Below are 17,145 nucleotides of genomic sequence, written 5' to 3'. Positions count from 1 at the left end.
CCCGGCGGCACGGGTGTCCCTGCGGGTGCCAGGCGGCACGGACGTTCTCGTCGGCCGAGCGCCAGGGCCTGTCCGGCGGATCAGGCCGGAGACGCGGGGCTCGGCCCCGCCCCCTGTGCTGATGAGGCACCGTCGCTTCCCTCCGGCCTGATCCGCCGGACAGGCTAGGCGTCCGCCGTGGAGTCCAGCAGGGCCGCGCACTCGGCCGCGAGGGCCGCCATGCCGTACGTCCGGGCCACGCGCAGCGCCTCCCGCAGCAGTCCGGAGGCGTGGGCGACGGCGCCGGGGCGGTCGGACCTGCGCAGCGCGCGGGCCTGGGCCAGCCGGAGGCGGGCCAGCTGGGGTTGGGAGGAGCGGACCGGTTCGGTCGCGGTGCGGAAGTGGGAGAGGGCGGTGTCCGGCTCTCCGGCGGCCAGGGCCAGCAGTCCGCGGGCCCGGGCGGTCGGCCCGATCAGCACGGTGGGCCAGCCCGCGAGGGCGATCTGCTCGCCGTCGTGGGCGGCGAGCCGCTCCCGCAGTACCGGCAGGACCTGGCGCAGCTCGGCCTCGAATCCGCCCCGGGCGTCGAGCGCGGCGCTCACCTCGGCGAGCAGCACCAGCGTGGGCACCGCCCATCCGGAGGGCGGGAACCGGCTGAAGTCGGCGGTGTCGTGGGCGAATCCCACGAGCCGGTCCGCCCCTTCGGCGTACTGACCCGTCTCGCACAGCGCGAGGGCGAGCCCGGCCCGCCAGACGGGGAAGTAGCCGTGCCGTTCGACGGTGTCGGCCAGACCGGAGGCGAACAGGTCCGCCATCCGCCCCTGTTCGCGCAACAGCCAGTAGGCCTGGCCGAGGCGGGTCTGGTGCAGGTTGTCGGCGGGGACGGCCAGATCGGCGGGTAATCGCTCGACGAACGTCAGCGCGTCCCCGAAGATCCAGCCCGCGGCCTTGTCGAACCGGCCGTGCCACAGGTCGAGCAGGGCGTCCAGGGTGTGCTGCTGCCAGGTGGTCAGCACGCCGCGGGTGTCCGCGGCGTGCTTGCGGTACTGGTTCGCCGTGGCCAGCGCGCTGTACACCTTGCCGGCCCGCAGCTGGTCGAGGGCGACAGCCATGAGCGCCTCGCCGCGGAAGTAGGCCGAGCCGTGCCGGGCCGCGGCGTCCCGCAGGCGTTCGGAGAGCGTCAGGGACTCCGCGGTGGACATGAAGTCGTACAGTCCCCACCGGCATTCGGTGAGCACCTCGCAGGCCACCTCGTCGTCCTTGCCGTCCACGGACAGCCTGCGCAGCGTGCTGCGCGCCAGTCGTGCGCCCTGCTCCGGGCCCGCCTGGCCGACGGCGGTGTCCTGGCTGACCGCCATGGACAGCTTCTTCGCCAGGTGCGCGTTGAGCCTGAGGCGCAGTCCGGCGGCCTCGACGCTCCCGTCGTCGCCCAGCGCGGCCAGGCTCTCCCTGATCAGCTGGAGCAGTTCGTGGTCGACCTGCCCGGGGTCCGACCAGCGGCGGGCCATCCTGATGACGGCCTCCGCCCGGGCCGTGGGATCCCCCTCGGCGCTCGCGTACGCCGCCCGGTAGAGCCGGTCCGCCTCGCGCATGTCCCCGGCGGTGTGGCTGAGGTCGCCGCGCCGCAGCAGCCGGTCGAACTCGTCCCGTTGCCGGGCGGTGGCCGATCCTCCCCTGCCCGCCCCGGACTTGACCAGCTTGGCCGCCCGCTCCCCCGGGCCCGGGCCGATCGTCTTCGAGATCCGCTCGGTGGACGGATCGGGAACCAGGGCGAGCAGCGCGCCCTTCGCCTCCAGCCGTTCGTCGCACAGCTGCGCTAGCTCGTGCGTGACACGTCGCTGGCCCGTCTCGATCCTGCTCAGAAAGCTGCGGCTGCAGTGCACCTCTTCGGCCAGCTCGCTCAGTGACTTGCCGGCCGCCGTCCGACGTCGGCGCAACTCTGCGCCGAACGCGTTCTCTTCGATCGCCATCCTCCCAACGGCCCGCTCCCCGCCCTGTGTTGCCAGAAAGCGTTGGCAACAGCCGACCGCTCCACGTTGCCGCGGAAACCCACCACTCTGTCTGTGAGCGAGCTTACAGCGAGCAAGGGTGCGAGCACCGGCGGACAGGAGCACTGGTCATGGGATCGGACGAAGCCAAGGTGGTGGCGGCCGTCGACTTCGGCACCCACGGCACCGGCTTCGCCTGGACGGTGCGAACGCCGCTCAACGACGATCCGCTGACCAGGCGGGTCCAGTTCTTCACCCGGTTCCCCGGCCGGCAGCTGGACAGTCCGAAGAACCTGACCGCGATCCTGGTGACGGACGACGGGGACACGGTCGCCTGGGGCCACGAGGCGCGCGCTCGGTGGGTCGAGGCCCTGGCGCAGGGGGAGACCGAAGGGCTCGGCTACGCCTACGCCTTCAAGACGGCGCTGAAGAGCGGCGGTTCGCTGGCGGACCTGCCGATCACGGGCGGCTTCGTCGACCGCTCCGACCGCGGTCTGATACGGGAACTGGTGACCGCCTACCTCAAGGAGATCCGCGAACTGGCGACCGCGGAGATCAAGAGGATGACGTACACGGAACGAGAGGTCCGCTGGTGCATCACCGTCCCCGCGATCTGGGACGACGAGGACAAGGCGGTGCTGCGGCGACTGGCCGTGGACGCGGGGTTCCCCGGTGATCCGGAGCGGCTGCTGCTGGCCATCGAGCCGGAGGCGGCGGCCCTGTACTGCCATCTGCGGATGCCCGACGCCGCCTCGGGTCCGCACCGGCGGGCCCGGCTGCCCCTGCACCTCGACGGCTTCCGGTCCGTGGTGGTCGACTGCGGCGGCGGCACGGTCGACATCACGGCGTACGAGTCGCACGGCGACGCCGGTCCGTCCATCGCGCTGCGCGAGATCGGCCTCGCCACCGGTGGGTGGCTGGGTTCGGAATACGTCAACCAGGCCTTCCTCGACAAGACGCTCGGCGACCGCTTCGGTCCGGCGGCCTTGAAGCGGATCGAACGGGATCACCCCGGCGAGCTGCTCGAGCTGTCCGGGCAGTGGGAGCGGGCCAAGGCGACGGTGGAGCTGGACCGGGAGGCGGATGCGGTCGCCCATGTGCTGGACCCGGTGCGGATCGAGGTTCCGGTCACCGTCTGGGACCTCCTGGACGAGCAGGTGCGGGCGCGGCTGACACACGACGCCGCCGGCCTGCCGCGGCAGATCGTCCTGCCTCCCGAGGAGGTGGAGGGGCTGCTCGACGAGAGGGTGGACGGCATCCTGGACAAGGTCGCGGAGCAGCTCGCGACCGTCGGCCGGACCAGCGGCGCGGGCGCGGAGCCGGAGACCCTGGTCCTGGTCGGCGGATTCGCCCGCTCCCCGTGGCTGCGCGAGCGGATGCGGGCCCGCTTCGGCGAGCGGCACCGCATCCTCGTCCCGCCGGACCCGGCCCTCGCGGTCCTGGAGGGCGCCGTCCACTTCGCCTACCGGCCGGACGTGTTCGTCTCCCGACAGGCCAAGTACACCTACGGCTTCGAGACGGCCAAGCCTTTCGAGGAGGGGGTCGACTCCACGATGCGCATGTACCGCGACGACGAGGGCGACCTCCTGTGCGTCGGCCGCTTCGGTGTCGCGGTCCGGCGCATGGACAGCGTGCGGGTGAACGACGCCCACCCCTTCCGGATCGTGCCGGTCCGCGAGGACCAGGACGAGCTCGACGTACGCCTGTACCGCTCCGCGAAGGCCGATCCCCGGTACGTCGACGAGGACGGGTCCGAGGAGATCGGCCGACTGACCGTCGACCTGTCCGGCACCGTCGGCAGACCGCTGCGGGAGCGTCCGATCATGCTGCTGTTCTACTTCGGCGCCGCCGAACTCCGGGTCGAGGTGTTCGACCCCGCCACCGGAGAGACCAGCCGGGTCTCCGTCGACTTCGACCGCGTATAGCCATGGCCTACCGCCCCGAAGGAGGAGACGTGTTGTTCAACCGCGACAAGGGCAAGCGGCCGCAGGAAGTGAGCATCAGGCTGGACGGCTTGGACACCCTGGAGTCGCGGATCCGGAAGCTGGAGGCCGCCGCGGACGACCAGCGGGCCGCGCTCGCCGCGCTCGACCCGCTGGGTGACCGGCTGATCGAGTTGAGGACGCGCCAAGAACGCGCGGAGGAACGGGCCCGGACGCTGGAGACGGCCGTCGCGGACACCCGCCGCGTGCTCGGCGAGCAGAGCGAGGTACTGGACCTGGTGCGGGTCACCCAGGTGGCGGAACGGGCCGATCTCACCCGTGAGGACTTTCTCGTCCACTACGAACTCGCCCAGCGGTTGCGGGCGTTGTACACCCAGCGGATGCCCGACCTGATCCAGCCGCGGCTGACGGCGGAGCGGCCCCGTGATGTCGTGCGGCGCCAGGCGCAGTTGATCAGCCGGCTGTGTGTGGCGCTGTTCGGCCCCGACGAGCAGGGTGGGCTCGGCGAGCCCGACCTCGCCGAACTGGCCCGCATCGCCACCGACGCCGGGGTGGTGGGGCTCGACGCGCGCCACCAGCGGCTGTTGGAGCGGGTCGGCACGGAGGCCGCCCATCTGTTCCGGGCCATGATCGGCAGTGGCCATGCCAGCCACTTCGACTTCGCGGTGGAGCCCGGCGCGCCGGCGGATCCGGAGGAACACGCCCTCTGGCCCTCGTGCGGGGCCGGGCGACCCGTCGCCTTCGTGGTGTGTCCGGGATACCGGGCGGCGGACCGCCGGCTGCTGGAGACCTTCGTCTACACCGAGGCCGAGGGCTGACGCCGGGGTCTCGTTCGATGTGCTGTCCGGCCCTCGGGTCCGGGTCGGACAGAAGGATTTCGGTCCGGGGCGCGCGGGGGGCGCTCCGGCCCGGAACGCCACTGGGCCCGCGGGGGGACCGGGTTGGGGGACTCGGGGGAAGGGGAGCGGAGTCGCCGCATCGGCTCCGCTCCCCTTCCGATGCGTGCGTCGTCCGATACCTGTGCCTTTCGATGCCCGTGCCTTCCGATGCGCGCGTCCCGGCCGCCGATAATCGCTGGCCGGGAGCGCATCCGGTCGTTCACACTCGCGCGGTGACAAGAACTGTGAGTGCGTGGGTGACTTCGGGTGACGAGTTCCTCGGGAGCGCAGGGCCGTTCGCCGTGGACGTTCCCTGGTGGTCCGAAGTGGGGCCGGTCGTCGGGTGGTTGGAGGGACTGCTCGGGGTGCCCGTGCTGGTACTGCGTCTGCTGGACGTGGAGGGGGGTGCGCGCGGGCGGGACGGCCATGTGACGTACCACGTCGAGGCGTTGGAGCGTCCGGTGAGCGGGCTGCTGGATCAACGTCCCGTCGAACCGGGGGTGTTGGACGACCTTCAGACGCTCAGGTCGCCGTGGGCCCGGGCGGAAGGGCTGCGCGAGCTGCTCGACTGGGCGGCCGGGGAGCTGGCTTCGGCGGGACGGCCGGTGAGCGGTCCGGTCGTGCAGCGGCGTACCTGGAATCTGGCCGGGCTCTTTCGTCTGCCCACCGCGCGCGGTCCGGTGTGGCTCAAGGCGACACCGCGCTTCGCGGCGGACGAGGCCGCCGTCATCGCCGCGTACGCGGAGGTCGACCCGGGGCTCGTCCCTCCGCTCCTCGGCGTGGGTGAGCGGCGCGTCCTGATGGAGCACATTCCCGGTGAGGACTGCTGGGGGGCCTCGCCGGAGACGGTCGGTGCGGCGATGGAGCGGTTCGTCGGCGCGCAGGCCGCGGTCGCCTCCGGGGGTTCGGGTGGGTGCGGCGTGGTGGCGGGGGTGCGGGATTGGCGTGCGTCGGTTCTCGAGGTGGCGGTTCGTGATCTGCTTGACGGGCCCCTCGCCGAGGAGTTGACCGAGCGGGAGGTGCGGGGAGCTCGGGAGTTGGCCGGGCGGTGGGAACTTCTGTCGGAGTGCGGGCTGCCCGACACGCTGGTGCACGGTGACTTCCACCCCGGGAACTGGCGCAGCGACGGTGGAGCGCCTGTCGTGATGGACTTCGCCGACGCCTATTGGGGCAATCCGGTGCTCGACGGTCTGCGCGTCCAGGGCTTCCTTCCCGAGTCGGGTCGTGCGGCGGCCGCCCGGGACTGGGTGGCCGCCTGGAAATCGCGGGTGCCCGGCAGTGACCCGGCTCGGGCGCTCGATCTCGCCGAGCCGCTGGCCCATCTCACGTACGCCGTCCGGTATCAGGAGTTCCTGGACGGCATCGAACCCTCGGAGCGGCCCTACCACCGGGGGGATCCGGCGGACGAGGTGCGGGCGGCGTTGCGTTGCGCGTCGCTCGGGTGATCCCTGCGCCGGCCGTGGGTGCGTGGGTCGGGGCCGTGGCGGTACGTCGAGCCCGTCGCCGCCGGATCAGGCGTTGCCCTCTAGGGAGCCGTTTCCAGATCCGAACGTAAGCGACGGGCTTGCGACGCCACGGCCCCTTCCGTGCGTCGTCGGGTGCGGGCAGTGGGCTGTTCAGGCTCCGGCGGGCTCCGGGTCCGGGGTCGAGGTGGTCAGGTACTCCTCCTTGATCTCCTTCGGGCCGAAGGGCCACACCTTTTCCAGGTTCGCCCAGACGACGAAGGCGACGCAGCCCAGGGCCACCCAGGCCAGGGACCATTCGATGGGGTGGCGGCCCGGGGAGTTCTTGTCGGCGTATCCGTAGATCGTGAGCCAGCCGACGAGGGCGAGGAGACTGGGGATCGGGTAGAGCCACATCTTGTAGGGGCGGTGGAGGGTGGGCTGGCGCTTGCGCAGGACGGAGAGGGCGACGATCTGGGCCAGGGCCTGGACGATCACCATGACGGTGGTGAGGAGTTGGATCAGGGTGGCCAGGTCGGTGTGGCGGCCGATGAGGAAGCCGATCGCCGTGATGACGCCCATGGTCGCCAGGCCCAGCATCGGGAAGCGGTGTTTGGGGTGCAGCTTGGCGTACGGGCGGAAGAAGACGCGGTCGCGGGCGGCGTCGTAGGGAACGCGCGAGCCGCCGAGGAGTCCGGTGAAGACCGAGGCGAACGCGGTGATGAGGATGAGGACCGTGACCGTGTCGGCGGCTCCCTTGCCCCAGGTCTTTTCGAGGACGGCCGAGGCGACGGAGGTGGAGGCGATGTCCGTCGGATCGGTCATGCGGTGCCAGTCGATGACACCGAGCGTGCCGATCTGGAGGAGGAGGTAGATCGCCATGATGCCGAGGATGGAGAAGACGATGGAGCGGGGCAGGGTGCGGCCCGGATCCTTGATCTCGGCGCCCATGTACGCGGTGGTGTTGTAGCCCAGGTAGTCGTAGATGCCGATGGTCAGGCCCGCGGCGAAGCCGATCCAGAAGTGGCTGCTGGTCAGTTCGAAGGCGTGCGCCGGGTAGGTGAAGGCCAGATGGGCGCTGAAGTCGGTGGCCGCGGCGATGATCACCAGGAGGACCGAGGTGATCATGACCGCCCACATGACCGCCGTGATGCGGGCGATGTGTTCGATTCCGCGCCACAGGAGCAGCACCACCAGGGCGACGACGGCCAGGCCGATGAGGTCGCCCGTCGTCTTGCCCATGTCGGGGGCCAGGTAGCCGAGGTACTGGACGAAGCCGACCACGCCGGTGGACATGATCAGGGGGATGAAGAGCATGGCCGTCCAGACGAACAGGAACGGCATGAGGCGTCCGGTGCGGTACTGGAAGGCCTGACGGAGATACACGTAACTGCCGCCGGAGCCAGGCATGGACGCGCCCAGTTCGGCCCAGATCAGCCCGTCCACGAGGGCCAGCAGCGCGCCCGCGACGAAGCCGATGATCGCCTGCGGGCCGCCGAACGCGGCGACCATCAGCGGGATCGTCACGAACGGGCCGATGCCGCACATCTGGCTCATGTTGATGGCGGTGGCCTGGAACAGGCCGACGCGGCGGACGAAACCGCCGGTGGGTGGCGGGCTACCGGACATAGGGGTCTCCTGATATCGGGACGCGGGGAGGCGGGCTCCCCTTCGGCCGGCCCGGCGAGGCTGACTGGGCGATAAAGTTAAGGAGGCTTACTAGACGCGTCAAGAGGGTGTCAGGCATGCGTGAGAATGGTGCGATGCCCGCCAGCGACGCCATAGCGCAGCCCGAACAGCCCTGGAACCGGCAGCGGCTGCGCAGCACCAACGAGCGGCTGCTGCTCGACCGGCTGCGTACGGGCGGCGCCGCCTCGCGGGCTCAGCTCGCACGGGAGACGGGACTGTCCAAGCCGACGGTCTCCAGCGCGCTCGCGGCACTGGAGGAGGCGGGGCTGGTGCGTGAGGCGGGCACGCACGCGCCCGAGCGCGGCCGGGTGGCGGTGCTCTACGCCCCGGATCCCGCGGCCGGGTACGCGCTCGGCATCGACATCGGGCGCAGCTGGCTGCGGGTGGCGGTCGCCGATCTGGACGGCGGCGTGGTCGCACGTGCCGATGTGCGCAATCGGGCGCGCAGTTCGGGCGCCATGGCCGACCTCGTCGTCTCCACCGCCCGTCAGGTCGTCGCCAACTCCGGCCGGGGAGCACACGAGGTGGCGCACGCGGTGGTGGGCACGCCGGGCGTGTACGACGAGGAACGGCGCCGGGTGCGGTACGCGATGCATCTGCCCGGGTGGGGCCGCGCGGGTCTGTTCGACCGGATGCGCGAGGAGCTGGGCATCCCGCTGGAGGTGCACAACGACGCGAACCTCGCGGCACTCGGCGAGTACACGTACGGCGTCGGCGCGGGCAGCCGGCTGTTCACGTACATCCTGATCGGTACCGGTCTCGGCATGGGCGTGGTGAGCGAGGGGCGGCTGTTCACGGGGGCGCGCGGCGGGGCCGGGGAGATCGGGTTCCTGCCGTGGCCGGGGCTGCAGAAGCCGGAGACGCTGGAGGACGCGGTGTCGGGGGAGGCCGTCGTCGAGGCCGCGCGGCAGTTCGGCATGACCGGCCAGCTCACGGCCAAGACCGTGTTCGACGCGGCGCGCGCGGGGGACTCCGCCGCGGTGCGGGCGGTACGGCTGGAGGGTGAGCGGATCGCCTACACGGTGGCCGCGGCCGCCGCGGTGCTCGATCCCGATCTGGTGGTGCTCGGCGGCGGCGTGGGCCACAGCATCGACCTGCTGCTGCGGCCCGTGCGCGAGACCCTGCGTACGCTCACGCCCCTGCGTCCGAAGATCGTGCCGAGTCGGCTGGGCGAGGACGCGGTTCTGCTGGGCGCGGTGGCGACGGCCCTCGGGACCGCGCGGGACGTGGTGTTCGAGCGACGCTCGGCGTCCTGAGCGGGGCACTCGCCTTCGGTGATTGACACGGATTGCTCGGCCGCCTAGCTTGTGCGCCAGTTAGTAAAGTTTCCTAACTTGCAGGCCCGGCTTGCGCCTCCTTGCTCCTGCCTCTCTCTTCCCGTACTCCTGCCTCGCAGTGCCGACATGCAGTCTCGTAGCGCGGATGCTCCCCACCCCCAAGGAGACCACCGTGTTCCATCGCCCTGCCCCAAGACGGCGTTCCGCCACGGCCGCCGTCGCCCTGTGCCTCCTGTGCACCCTCTCGACCAGCGCCTGGGCCGGGTCCCGGAGCGCCGGACCCGACGCGGCCGCACGCGTGCCGGTCACCCCGGTGCCCGCCACCGCGGGCAGCACCACCGCGCTGTCCGGGTACGCGATCCAGTCGACGGCCGAGGTCACGGACGCGGCCTCCGACGTCTCGAGCCCGGGCTATCCGGCGAGCGGCTGGTACCCCGCGGGTTCCCGCTCCACCGTCCTCGCGGCGCTGCTCGCGGACGGGAAGTACGCCGACCCGTTCTTCTCGACCAACCAGAAGAAGATCCCCAAGGCCGACTTCCAGGTCCCCTGGTGGTACCGCTCGGACTTCACGGTCGCCGACACCACCGAGCGCAGTTACCTGGACTTCAGCGGGGTGATCTCGGCGGCCGACGTCTACGTCAACGGCGAGCAGGTCGCCACCGCCGCCGATGTCGTGGGCGCCTACACACGGCACGAACTCGACATCACCTCGCTGGTGCGGTCGGGCACGAACACGGTGGCCTTCCGCATCCGGCCCAACACGCCCAACAAGAACCTGACCATGGGCTGGTTGGACTGGCTCCAGCCCCCGCCCGACCAGAACATGGGCATCGTGCGTGACGTTCTCGTCCGCCGGGGCGGTCAGGTCGCGCTGCGCGACGCGCACGTCGTCACCGAGCTCGCCGTCCCCTCGCTCGCCTCCGCGGACCTGACGGTCAAGGCACAGGCCCGCAACGAGACGAGCGCTCCGGTCACGGCGACGGTGTCCGGCAGCATCGGCTCGGACGCCTCCTTCAGCAAAACCGTCTCCCTCGCCGCGCACGAGACGAAGACCGTCACCTTCTCCCCCACTGACACCCCCGGCCTGCGGCTGAGCGCGCCGAAGGTGTGGTGGCCCGCGGGTATGGGCGGACAGCCGCTGTACGGCCTCGACCTGACGGCCTCCGTCGGCGGCACCGCCTCGGACACCGCGCACGAGGACTTCGGCATCCGTGAGGTGAAGGCGCCCCTCAACTCCGACGGTGCCCGGCAGTACAGCGTCAACGGCCGCAGGCTGCTCATCAAGGGCGGCGGCTGGTCCCCGGACGAGTTCCTGCGCTGGGACCGGAGGTATGTCGAGGACCGGCTGAAGTACGCGCTCGACCTCGGCCTCAACACCATCCGCCTCGAGGGCCACATCGAGCCGGACGAGTTCTTCGACCTCGCCGACCGGTACGGCATCCTCACGCTGCCCGGCTGGGAATGCTGCGACAAGTGGGAGGGGAACGTCAACGGCAGCGAGGCCGGGGACAAGTGGACCGCGGCCGACTACCCCGTCGCCAAGGCGTCGATGGCCGCCGAGGCCGCCCGGCTGCGCGACCACCCGAGCGTCATCTCCTTCCTCATCGGCAGCGATTTCGCGCCGGACGCGACGATCGAGAAGAACTACCTCGACGCGTTGGCCGCCGCCGACTGGCCGAACCCCGTGGTCGCCGCCGCCTCCGACAAGTCCTCGCCGATCAGCGGCAGTTCGGGCATGAAGATGACCGGCCCCTACGACTGGATCCCGCCGAACTACTGGTACGCCAAGCGCGAGGGCGGCGCCACCGGCTTCAACTCCGAGACCAGCGCGGGCCCCGACATCCCCACCCTCGACACCCTGCGCCGCATGATGTCCCCCGCCGAGCTGGACACCCTGTGGAAGAGCCCGACCACCAAGCAGTACCACCGCTCACCGTCGTCGACCTTCGGCACGCTCAAGCTGTACGACGACGCGCTCGCGGGACGGTACGGAGCACCGAGCGGCCTGACCGACTACGTACGCAAGGCACAGCTCGCCCAGTACGAGAACGTACGCGCGCAGTACGAGGCGTACGGGCGCAACGCCACCGATTCCGCCAAGCCCGCGACCGGGGTCGTCTACTGGATGTTCAACAGCGGATGGACGTCGCTGCACTGGCAGTTGATGGACCGTTACCTCGACCAGGGCGGTGCCTACTTCGGGGCCAGGAAGGCGAACGAGCCACTGCACATCCAGTACTCCTACGACACCCGTTCGATCGTCGTCGTGAACAACCGGCACACCTCCGCGTCCGGACTCACGGCCCGGGTCACGCTCTTCAACACCGACGGCACGCAGAAGTACGACAGGACGGCGACCGGGGTGGACGTGGACGGGGACGGCGCCCACAGCACCCCCCTCACCGTGCCGTCCTCCGTGAGCGGCCTTTCGACGACCTACCTGGCACGCCTCGTCCTCACCGACGCCGAGGGCAAGGAGGTCAGCCGCAACGTCTACTGGCTGTCCACCAAGTCCGACACCCTCGACTGGGCCAAGACCGACTGGTACTACACGCCGACGACGAGCTACGCGAACCTCAAGGGGCTCAACTCCATGGCACAGGTGCCGGTTTCGGCGACGGCTTCGACCTCGGCCGGCGTGGACGGCGCGTCCACGACGACGGTCACGGTACGGAACACCGGGACCGGGAAGACTCCGTCACTGCTGACCGACGTGCACCTCGTGGACTCGGCCGGCAAGCCCGTCCTGCCCGTTCAGTGGTCCGACAACCAGGTCAGCCTGTGGCCCGGAGAGTCCACGACGCTCACCGCCACCTACCGGACGGCCGACCTGCACGGTTCGGCCCCCCGGGTTCGCGTCTCGGGATGGAACACACCGGAGACGACCGTCCCGGCGGCCGGCACTACCTGACTCGGCAACTACCTGACTCGGCGGGCGCCCCGAACTCCGGTGCGCGAGAGGGCGGGCCCGTTTCCGGGCCCGCCCTCTCGCGCGTTCGTGCTCAGCTCACGTTGAGCGCCGTGTCGTCGAGGACGAACGACGTCTGCAGGGTGGAGCCTTCGGTGCCGGTGAACTTGACGGTGACCGTCTGCCCGGCATAGCTGGACAGGTCGAAACTGCGCAGCGTGTAGCCCGACGCGGCGTTCAGGTTCGAGTACGTGGCGAGCGTCGACAGGACCGTGCCGCTGCTGTTGACCACCTGGGCCTTGAGGGTGTCGTAGGCCGTGCTGGTGGTCGTCTCGGCCGTGTCCACGTGGAGATAGAAGTTCAGGGTGGCCGCGCAGCCGGACGGGATGGTGACCGACTGGGAGAGCGTGTCCGTGTTGGCCGAGCCGTAGCCGTTCAGCCAGGCCTTGTAGGAGCCCGTACGGGCGGCCTCGCTGGAGCTGTTGGTGATGACACCGCTGGTCGCGGTCCAGGACGTGTTGCCGGACTCGAAGCCGGGGTTGGCGAGCAGCTGGGCGGCCGTGCAGGTACCGCCGCCCCCTCCACCGCCGCCGCCGCTGCTGCTGCCGCCCGCGAGCCACTCGGTGGCGTTCAGGGCGAGGGCGGCGTTGGTGGCGCCGGTGTCGTTCCAGCCGTCGTAGAGGGTGTTGCCGGACTGGCCGGTGCCGTCGTCGATCGGTGAGCTGTCGCCCCAGAACGCCACGCGGCCGCTGCCGAAGGTGCTGGTGGCGAAGAACGCTCCCGTGTTGCCGGAGTATCCGGTGCGGTAGAGCAGGCCCTTCACGGCCGAGTTGTCGGCGGGCTTGAGCGTGGCCGTCGTACCACTGGCGATCAGGCTCTTGGTGACCGTACCGAACGAGCCGTGCAGGACCGCGTTGCTGCTGTCGCTGATGGCGCTCGGGTAGTCGGAGCTGATGCTCAGCGAGTCGATGGAGAAGCCGAACGGGTCGGTGGAGTCGACGCTGTTGTTGGTCATCAGGTCGTTGAGGATCTCGACCGCGTCGTAGCCGTCGTTGTTGCGGTCGGCGCCGGTGTGGTCGGAGATCATGAACAGACCGCCGCCGTTCTTCACGAACGTCATGATCGCGGTCTTCTCCGCGGTCGTGAAGAGCGTGTTGGGCTCGGGCAGCACCAGCGTGTCGAAGTTCGACAGGTCGGTGGCCGTCGAGCCGCCGTAGGCCAGGCTGGAGCCCGAAGGCAGCGTCTTCAGGCTGTAGTCGCCGGTCTTCTGCAGGGCCACACCCCAGGAGGAGAGGGCTCCGGTCCAGTCGGTCTCCGCCGACGGCGAGGAGTCCTGGCCCAGCGGGTCGGGCTGACTGGTGGAGATGATCCAGTCGGCGTTGCCGGCCGTCTCCGCGTGGGCGTTGTCGAACAGGATGCGGTGCGGGGTCGCGGCGGCGGCCGGAGCGGCCGCGGACGCCTGGACGGCCGCACCCGCGACGAGCAGTCCGAACACGGCCGCGGCCGTGGTGAGTCTGTGGCGGGATCTTCTGAATCCGAGCATCCTGCAAACCTCCATGAGGGGTGGGGAGAGGCGGTGCGGGCGCCAAGTCTGCGCGCGTAGAACGGTGGTTGGCCGTCTGCCACGCGACAGATTCTTGAACGGTACATGGCAGGAACGCGACTGAACAGGAGCCCGCCGGAGCGGACACGGGACGGCCGGAAAGCGGAACGGACTGTCTTCGCCCGCAGGGGGAACACACCTAACTGCGGGGGTCCTGACAAAAAGGGGCGGACATGGAGATCTCAGGCATCATCAGTGCCATTCTCATCGGCATCATCATCGGCGTACTGGGCCGGCTCGTGGTCCCGGGACGCCAGCGCATCGGCATCCTGTGGACGATCCTCGTCGGCATCGTGGCCGCGTTCATCGGCTCGGGGATCGCCGCCGCGTTCGGCGTGGCGAACACGAAGGGCGTCGACTGGATCGAGTGGGTCATTCAGATCGGACTCGCGGCGGTGGGCGTCGCGGCGCTCGACCGGGTGAAGGTGCGCCGCTGACGGGGCCGACCGGCGGTCGGTGACGCCGTCCCTGTCCCCGGACGGCGTCCGGTGTCACCCGTACACGTACGGCGTTGTCGTGGTCAGGGGTTCGAAGCCCAGGCGGGCGAGGACCGGGCGGCTCTGGCTGGTGGCGTCGACCTGGACGTAGCGGTAGCCGCGCTCGGCGGCGACGCGGGCGCGGTGGGCGACGAGCGCGCGGTAGATGCCGCGGCGGCGCCAGGAGTCGATGGTGCCGCCGCCCCAGAGGCCGGCGAAGCGGGTGCCGGGGACCATCTCCATGCGGGCGGCGCTGACCGGGACGTCACCGGCGAGGGCCACCACCGCGACGACGTTGTCCTCGTCGCCGGTGAGCTGGGCGAGGAGTTGGTGGCGCATCCGGGTGCTGTCCGTACCGAAGGCCTGTTCGTGGACGTCCGCGACGAGGTCGACGCCCGCGCGGTCGGTGACGGGCAGCAGCCGTACGCCCTCGGGCGGCTGGGCGTCGAGCGCGAGGTCGCCCAACTCGGCGATCATCAGGGTCTCCTCGGGCTGGGCGACGAACCCGGCGGCGCGCAGCCGCTTGCCCAGGCCCTCGGGCTTGTCGTGCCCGTACAGCTTCCACTCGAACTCGCGGCCGAGTTCGCCGAAGTAGCGCATCTGCTCGGCGATCGCGGCATCGGCTGTCGATTCATCCAGGTCCGACCAGATCACCCCGTTCCAGCCGTGCTCGGTGCCGACCTGGCGTACCACCTTGCCGACGCGTTCGACCCGGGCTCCTGGGCTGTCGGGGCGCGCGTCCTCCCGCATGTCCCGGTCGAACAGGGCCAGTACCGCAACGTGATCCATGGGGTCACTCCAGCACCCCGACGCGCATAGGGCAACGGCATTGCACCGGGGCAGAGTCGGTCAGGCTGCCCCGCCCCGGTGCGTCGTCCCAGGTCAGGTGCGGTTCAGTTGCGGGTCCACTGCTGGTTGGATCCGCCGTTGCACGACCAGAGGTCGATCAGGGTTCCGTTGGCCGTCGCGGCGCCCAGCGCGTCCAGGCACAGGCCCGAGACGTTGTTGGTGACGGTTCCGTTGGAGTTGAAGGTCCACTTCTGGTTGGTGCCGCCGTTGCAGTCCCACAGGACGACCTTGGTGCCGTTGGCGGTACCGTTGTTGTAGGCGTCGAGGCACTTGTTGCCGTAGACCACCAGTTCACCGCGCGAGGTGTAGGTGAACGTCTGGTTCTGGCCACCGCCGCAGTCCCACAGTTCGGCCTGGCTGTTGTTGGTGATCGTGCTCTTGAAGAAGTCCAGGCAGCGTCCGGATCCGGTGCCGACGACCGCGGTTCCATTGGTGCCCGGGACGGCGCGCACGGCCACGGCGTCGATGTCGGGCGCGGTGCCCGAGGCCCCGAAGGTCAGCGTGTTGGAGCCCTTCGCCAGGGACGCGAGGACGGAGACCGTCCGGTAGGTGGTCGCCGACCCGGTGGGCGGGAAGGCCAGGGTCTGCGCGTACTGGCCACCCACCTGAAGCGTCGCCTTGCGGTCCGCGGTACCGCCGTTGGCGTAGGTGATGTCGATCAGCTTGGTGCCCGCGGCGGACGCCGTGACTCCGGTGAAGGCCGGGGTCGTCGCGGACGTGGTGTCCTCGTACGTCGTCCCGGACGCCTCGGTGCCGGAGACGGTGAGCAGCACTCCCTCGCCCGCGGGGACGCTGGTGGTGTAACTCGTCGCGAACGAACCGGCGTTGGACGCCGACCAGACGTTGCGTACGGCGGCGGAGGCGGTGGTCAGACCCATGTCCTGCCAGCGGGCGGTGATGTTCGCCGCGGCGGACGTACGGTTCAGCAGCAGGACCGCGCGCTTCCCGGTACCGGAGAGGATCTTGCTGTAGACCTGCAGGCCGGTGCTGTCCTCGGCGACCTTGACGCCCTGGAGGCCGCGCGCGTCCTGGTCGATCGCGACGACCTCGGAGTTGGTGAGGATCGAGGCGGTCGTCGAGCTCATGGTGGCCAGGTTGTTGCCCGCGAGCAGAGGGGCGCCCGAGATCGCCCACAGGCCCATGTGGGTGCGGTTCTGGGCGGCGCTCAGGCCGTTCATGCCGACCGTCATCATGTCCGGGTCGTTGTAGTAGCCGGTGTGCTGGGCGGCGGGGTGCAGCGACTTGTCGAAGTTGGCCAGGATGTTGGTCATCGTCGGGTTGTCGGGGTAGTAGACGATGTCGGTGCTGGTGCGCCACATCGCGCCCGTGCCGGCGGCCCAGTTCCAGGGGTTGCCCGTGCCCCACTCGCACAGCGACAGGACGAGCGGCCGGCCGGTGACGGCGGTCGCGGCGGTGTTGGCGTCGCGGATCGCCTTGTACGTCGTCTCCTGGTCGAGGCCCTCGGCGTCACCGCCGCACCAGTCGATCTTCAGGAAGTCGAAGCCCCAGTTCTGGAAGGTCTCCAGGTCCTGCTGGTTGTGGCCCTCCATACCGGTGTTGGGTGCGGCGGGTGTGCCCGAGGGGGTCGGGTAGTAGTAGCCACAGCCGTTCTTGCCCGCGTCGGTGTAGATCCCGGCCTTGAGGCCCTTGCTGTGGATGTAGTCGACGATGGCCTTCATCCCGCCCGGCCACTTGGCGGTGTCGACGGTGATGTTGCCGTTGCTGTCGCGGGTGCCCAGCCACCAGCCCTCGTCGATGTTGACGTACTTGTAGCCCGCGGCGGCCATGCCCGACGACACGAGGGCGTCGGCCTGGGCCTTGATGGTGTCGTAGTCGATGACGCTGGCGAAGGTGTTCCAGGACGCCCAGCCCATCGGGGCCGGGGCCACCCCGATCTGGTTGGTGCTGACGGCGGTCGGCTCGGCGGTGAGCGGAGTGGCGGAGCGTCCGACTCCGGCCAGTCCGGCGACGGCCAGGCCCAGGACGGCGCCATGAACGGCTGCGCGCTTCAGGAGGCCTCTGAGGCGCGCGGTGTGCGAATGGGGGGACATACGGCTCTCCCTTGAGCGGTTTGTTCGCAGACTCGAACAAAAGTCAACGAGACTCGCCATAT

At 70.3% G+C, this 17,145-nt stretch carries 11 protein-coding genes; 6 read left to right on the top strand and 5 right to left on the bottom strand.

The features are described 5' to 3' along the window. Window positions 1–164: 164 nt before the first annotated feature. Window positions 165–1,949, bottom strand: coding sequence for a helix-turn-helix transcriptional regulator (locus KVT44_RS57965; RefSeq protein ID WP_254649230.1), 1,785 nt, complete (start codon window positions 1,947–1,949; stop codon window positions 165–167). 149 nt (window positions 1,950–2,098) lie between these two features. Here KVT44_RS57965 and KVT44_RS11185 point away from each other — a divergent pair, with 149 nt between their 5' ends. From KVT44_RS11185 to KVT44_RS11175, 3 genes are all read left to right on the top strand, one after another. Further along, window positions 2,099–3,892, top strand: a complete 1,794-nt coding sequence (locus KVT44_RS11185; RefSeq protein WP_217566910.1) for an Hsp70 family protein — start codon at window positions 2,099–2,101, stop codon at window positions 3,890–3,892. A gap of 29 nt (window positions 3,893–3,921) precedes the next feature. Beyond that, window positions 3,922–4,728, top strand: coding sequence for a hypothetical protein (locus KVT44_RS11180; protein WP_217566909.1), 807 nt, complete (start codon window positions 3,922–3,924; stop codon window positions 4,726–4,728). A 293-nt stretch (window positions 4,729–5,021) separates the two neighbouring features. Further along, window positions 5,022–6,233, top strand: a complete 1,212-nt coding sequence (locus tag KVT44_RS11175; RefSeq protein ID WP_308313956.1) for an aminoglycoside phosphotransferase family protein — start codon at window positions 5,022–5,024, stop codon at window positions 6,231–6,233. Window positions 6,234–6,404: 171 nt separating this feature from the next. Here KVT44_RS11175 and KVT44_RS11170 read toward each other — a convergent pair whose 3' ends face one another. Beyond that, complete coding sequence (locus KVT44_RS11170; RefSeq protein WP_217566907.1) at window positions 6,405–7,859, bottom strand: APC family permease; 1,455 nt, start codon at window positions 7,857–7,859, stop codon at window positions 6,405–6,407. A gap of 134 nt (window positions 7,860–7,993) precedes the next feature. Between KVT44_RS11170 and KVT44_RS11165 the strand changes: the two genes are divergently transcribed. Further along, a complete protein-coding gene (locus KVT44_RS11165) occupies window positions 7,994–9,175 on the top strand; it encodes an ROK family transcriptional regulator (protein ID WP_217567018.1) in 1,182 nt (393 codons plus the stop codon). A gap of 193 nt (window positions 9,176–9,368) precedes the next feature. Continuing rightward, window positions 9,369–12,107 (top strand): exo-beta-D-glucosaminidase, encoded by a 2,739-nt coding sequence (locus KVT44_RS11160; protein WP_217566906.1) that lies wholly within the window; start codon window positions 9,369–9,371, stop codon window positions 12,105–12,107. A gap of 91 nt (window positions 12,108–12,198) precedes the next feature. Here KVT44_RS11160 and KVT44_RS11155 read toward each other — a convergent pair whose 3' ends face one another. Then, a complete protein-coding gene (locus KVT44_RS11155) occupies window positions 12,199–13,647 on the bottom strand; it encodes an immune inhibitor A (RefSeq protein ID WP_217566905.1) in 1,449 nt (482 codons plus the stop codon). A 233-nt stretch (window positions 13,648–13,880) separates the two neighbouring features. Between KVT44_RS11155 and KVT44_RS11150 the strand changes: the two genes are divergently transcribed. Beyond that, entirely contained in the window at window positions 13,881–14,144 is a 264-nt protein-coding gene (locus tag KVT44_RS11150) for a GlsB/YeaQ/YmgE family stress response membrane protein (RefSeq protein WP_075025850.1), read from the top strand. A 54-nt stretch (window positions 14,145–14,198) separates the two neighbouring features. Here the strand turns inward: KVT44_RS11150 and KVT44_RS11145 are convergent, their stop codons facing one another. Then, window positions 14,199–14,972, bottom strand: coding sequence for a GNAT family N-acetyltransferase (locus KVT44_RS11145; protein ID WP_217566904.1), 774 nt, complete (start codon window positions 14,970–14,972; stop codon window positions 14,199–14,201). A gap of 104 nt (window positions 14,973–15,076) precedes the next feature. Then, complete coding sequence (locus KVT44_RS11140) at window positions 15,077–17,083, bottom strand: ricin-type beta-trefoil lectin domain protein (protein WP_217566903.1); 2,007 nt, start codon at window positions 17,081–17,083, stop codon at window positions 15,077–15,079. Between the last annotated feature and the right edge of the window lie 62 nt (window positions 17,084–17,145).

The organism is Streptomyces sp. GbtcB7 (assembly GCF_019091445.1).
Lineage (GTDB): Bacteria > Actinomycetota > Actinomycetes > Streptomycetales > Streptomycetaceae > Streptomyces > Streptomyces mirabilis.
This window is presented reverse-complemented; position numbering and strand designations above follow the sequence as displayed.

Bases quoted from the DNA above. Each gene is read 5' to 3' on its own strand.
- KVT44_RS11185 (WP_217566910.1), top strand. From the start codon at position 2,099: ATGGGATCGGACGAAGCCAAGGTGGTGGCGGCCGTCGACTTCGGCACC.
- KVT44_RS11145 (WP_217566904.1), bottom strand. From the start codon at position 14,972: ATGGATCACGTTGCGGTACTGGCCCTGTTCGACCGGGACATGCGGGAG.
- KVT44_RS11170 (WP_217566907.1), bottom strand. From the start codon at position 7,859: ATGTCCGGTAGCCCGCCACCCACCGGCGGTTTCGTCCGCCGCGTCGGC.
- KVT44_RS57965 (WP_254649230.1), bottom strand. From the start codon at position 1,949: ATGGCGATCGAAGAGAACGCGTTCGGCGCAGAGTTGCGCCGACGTCGG.
- KVT44_RS11165 (WP_217567018.1), top strand. From the start codon at position 7,994: ATGCCCGCCAGCGACGCCATAGCGCAGCCCGAACAGCCCTGGAACCGG.
- KVT44_RS11140 (WP_217566903.1), bottom strand. From the start codon at position 17,083: ATGTCCCCCCATTCGCACACCGCGCGCCTCAGAGGCCTCCTGAAGCGC.
- KVT44_RS11150 (WP_075025850.1), top strand. From the start codon at position 13,881: ATGGAGATCTCAGGCATCATCAGTGCCATTCTCATCGGCATCATCATC.
- KVT44_RS11155 (WP_217566905.1), bottom strand. From the start codon at position 13,647: ATGCTCGGATTCAGAAGATCCCGCCACAGACTCACCACGGCCGCGGCC.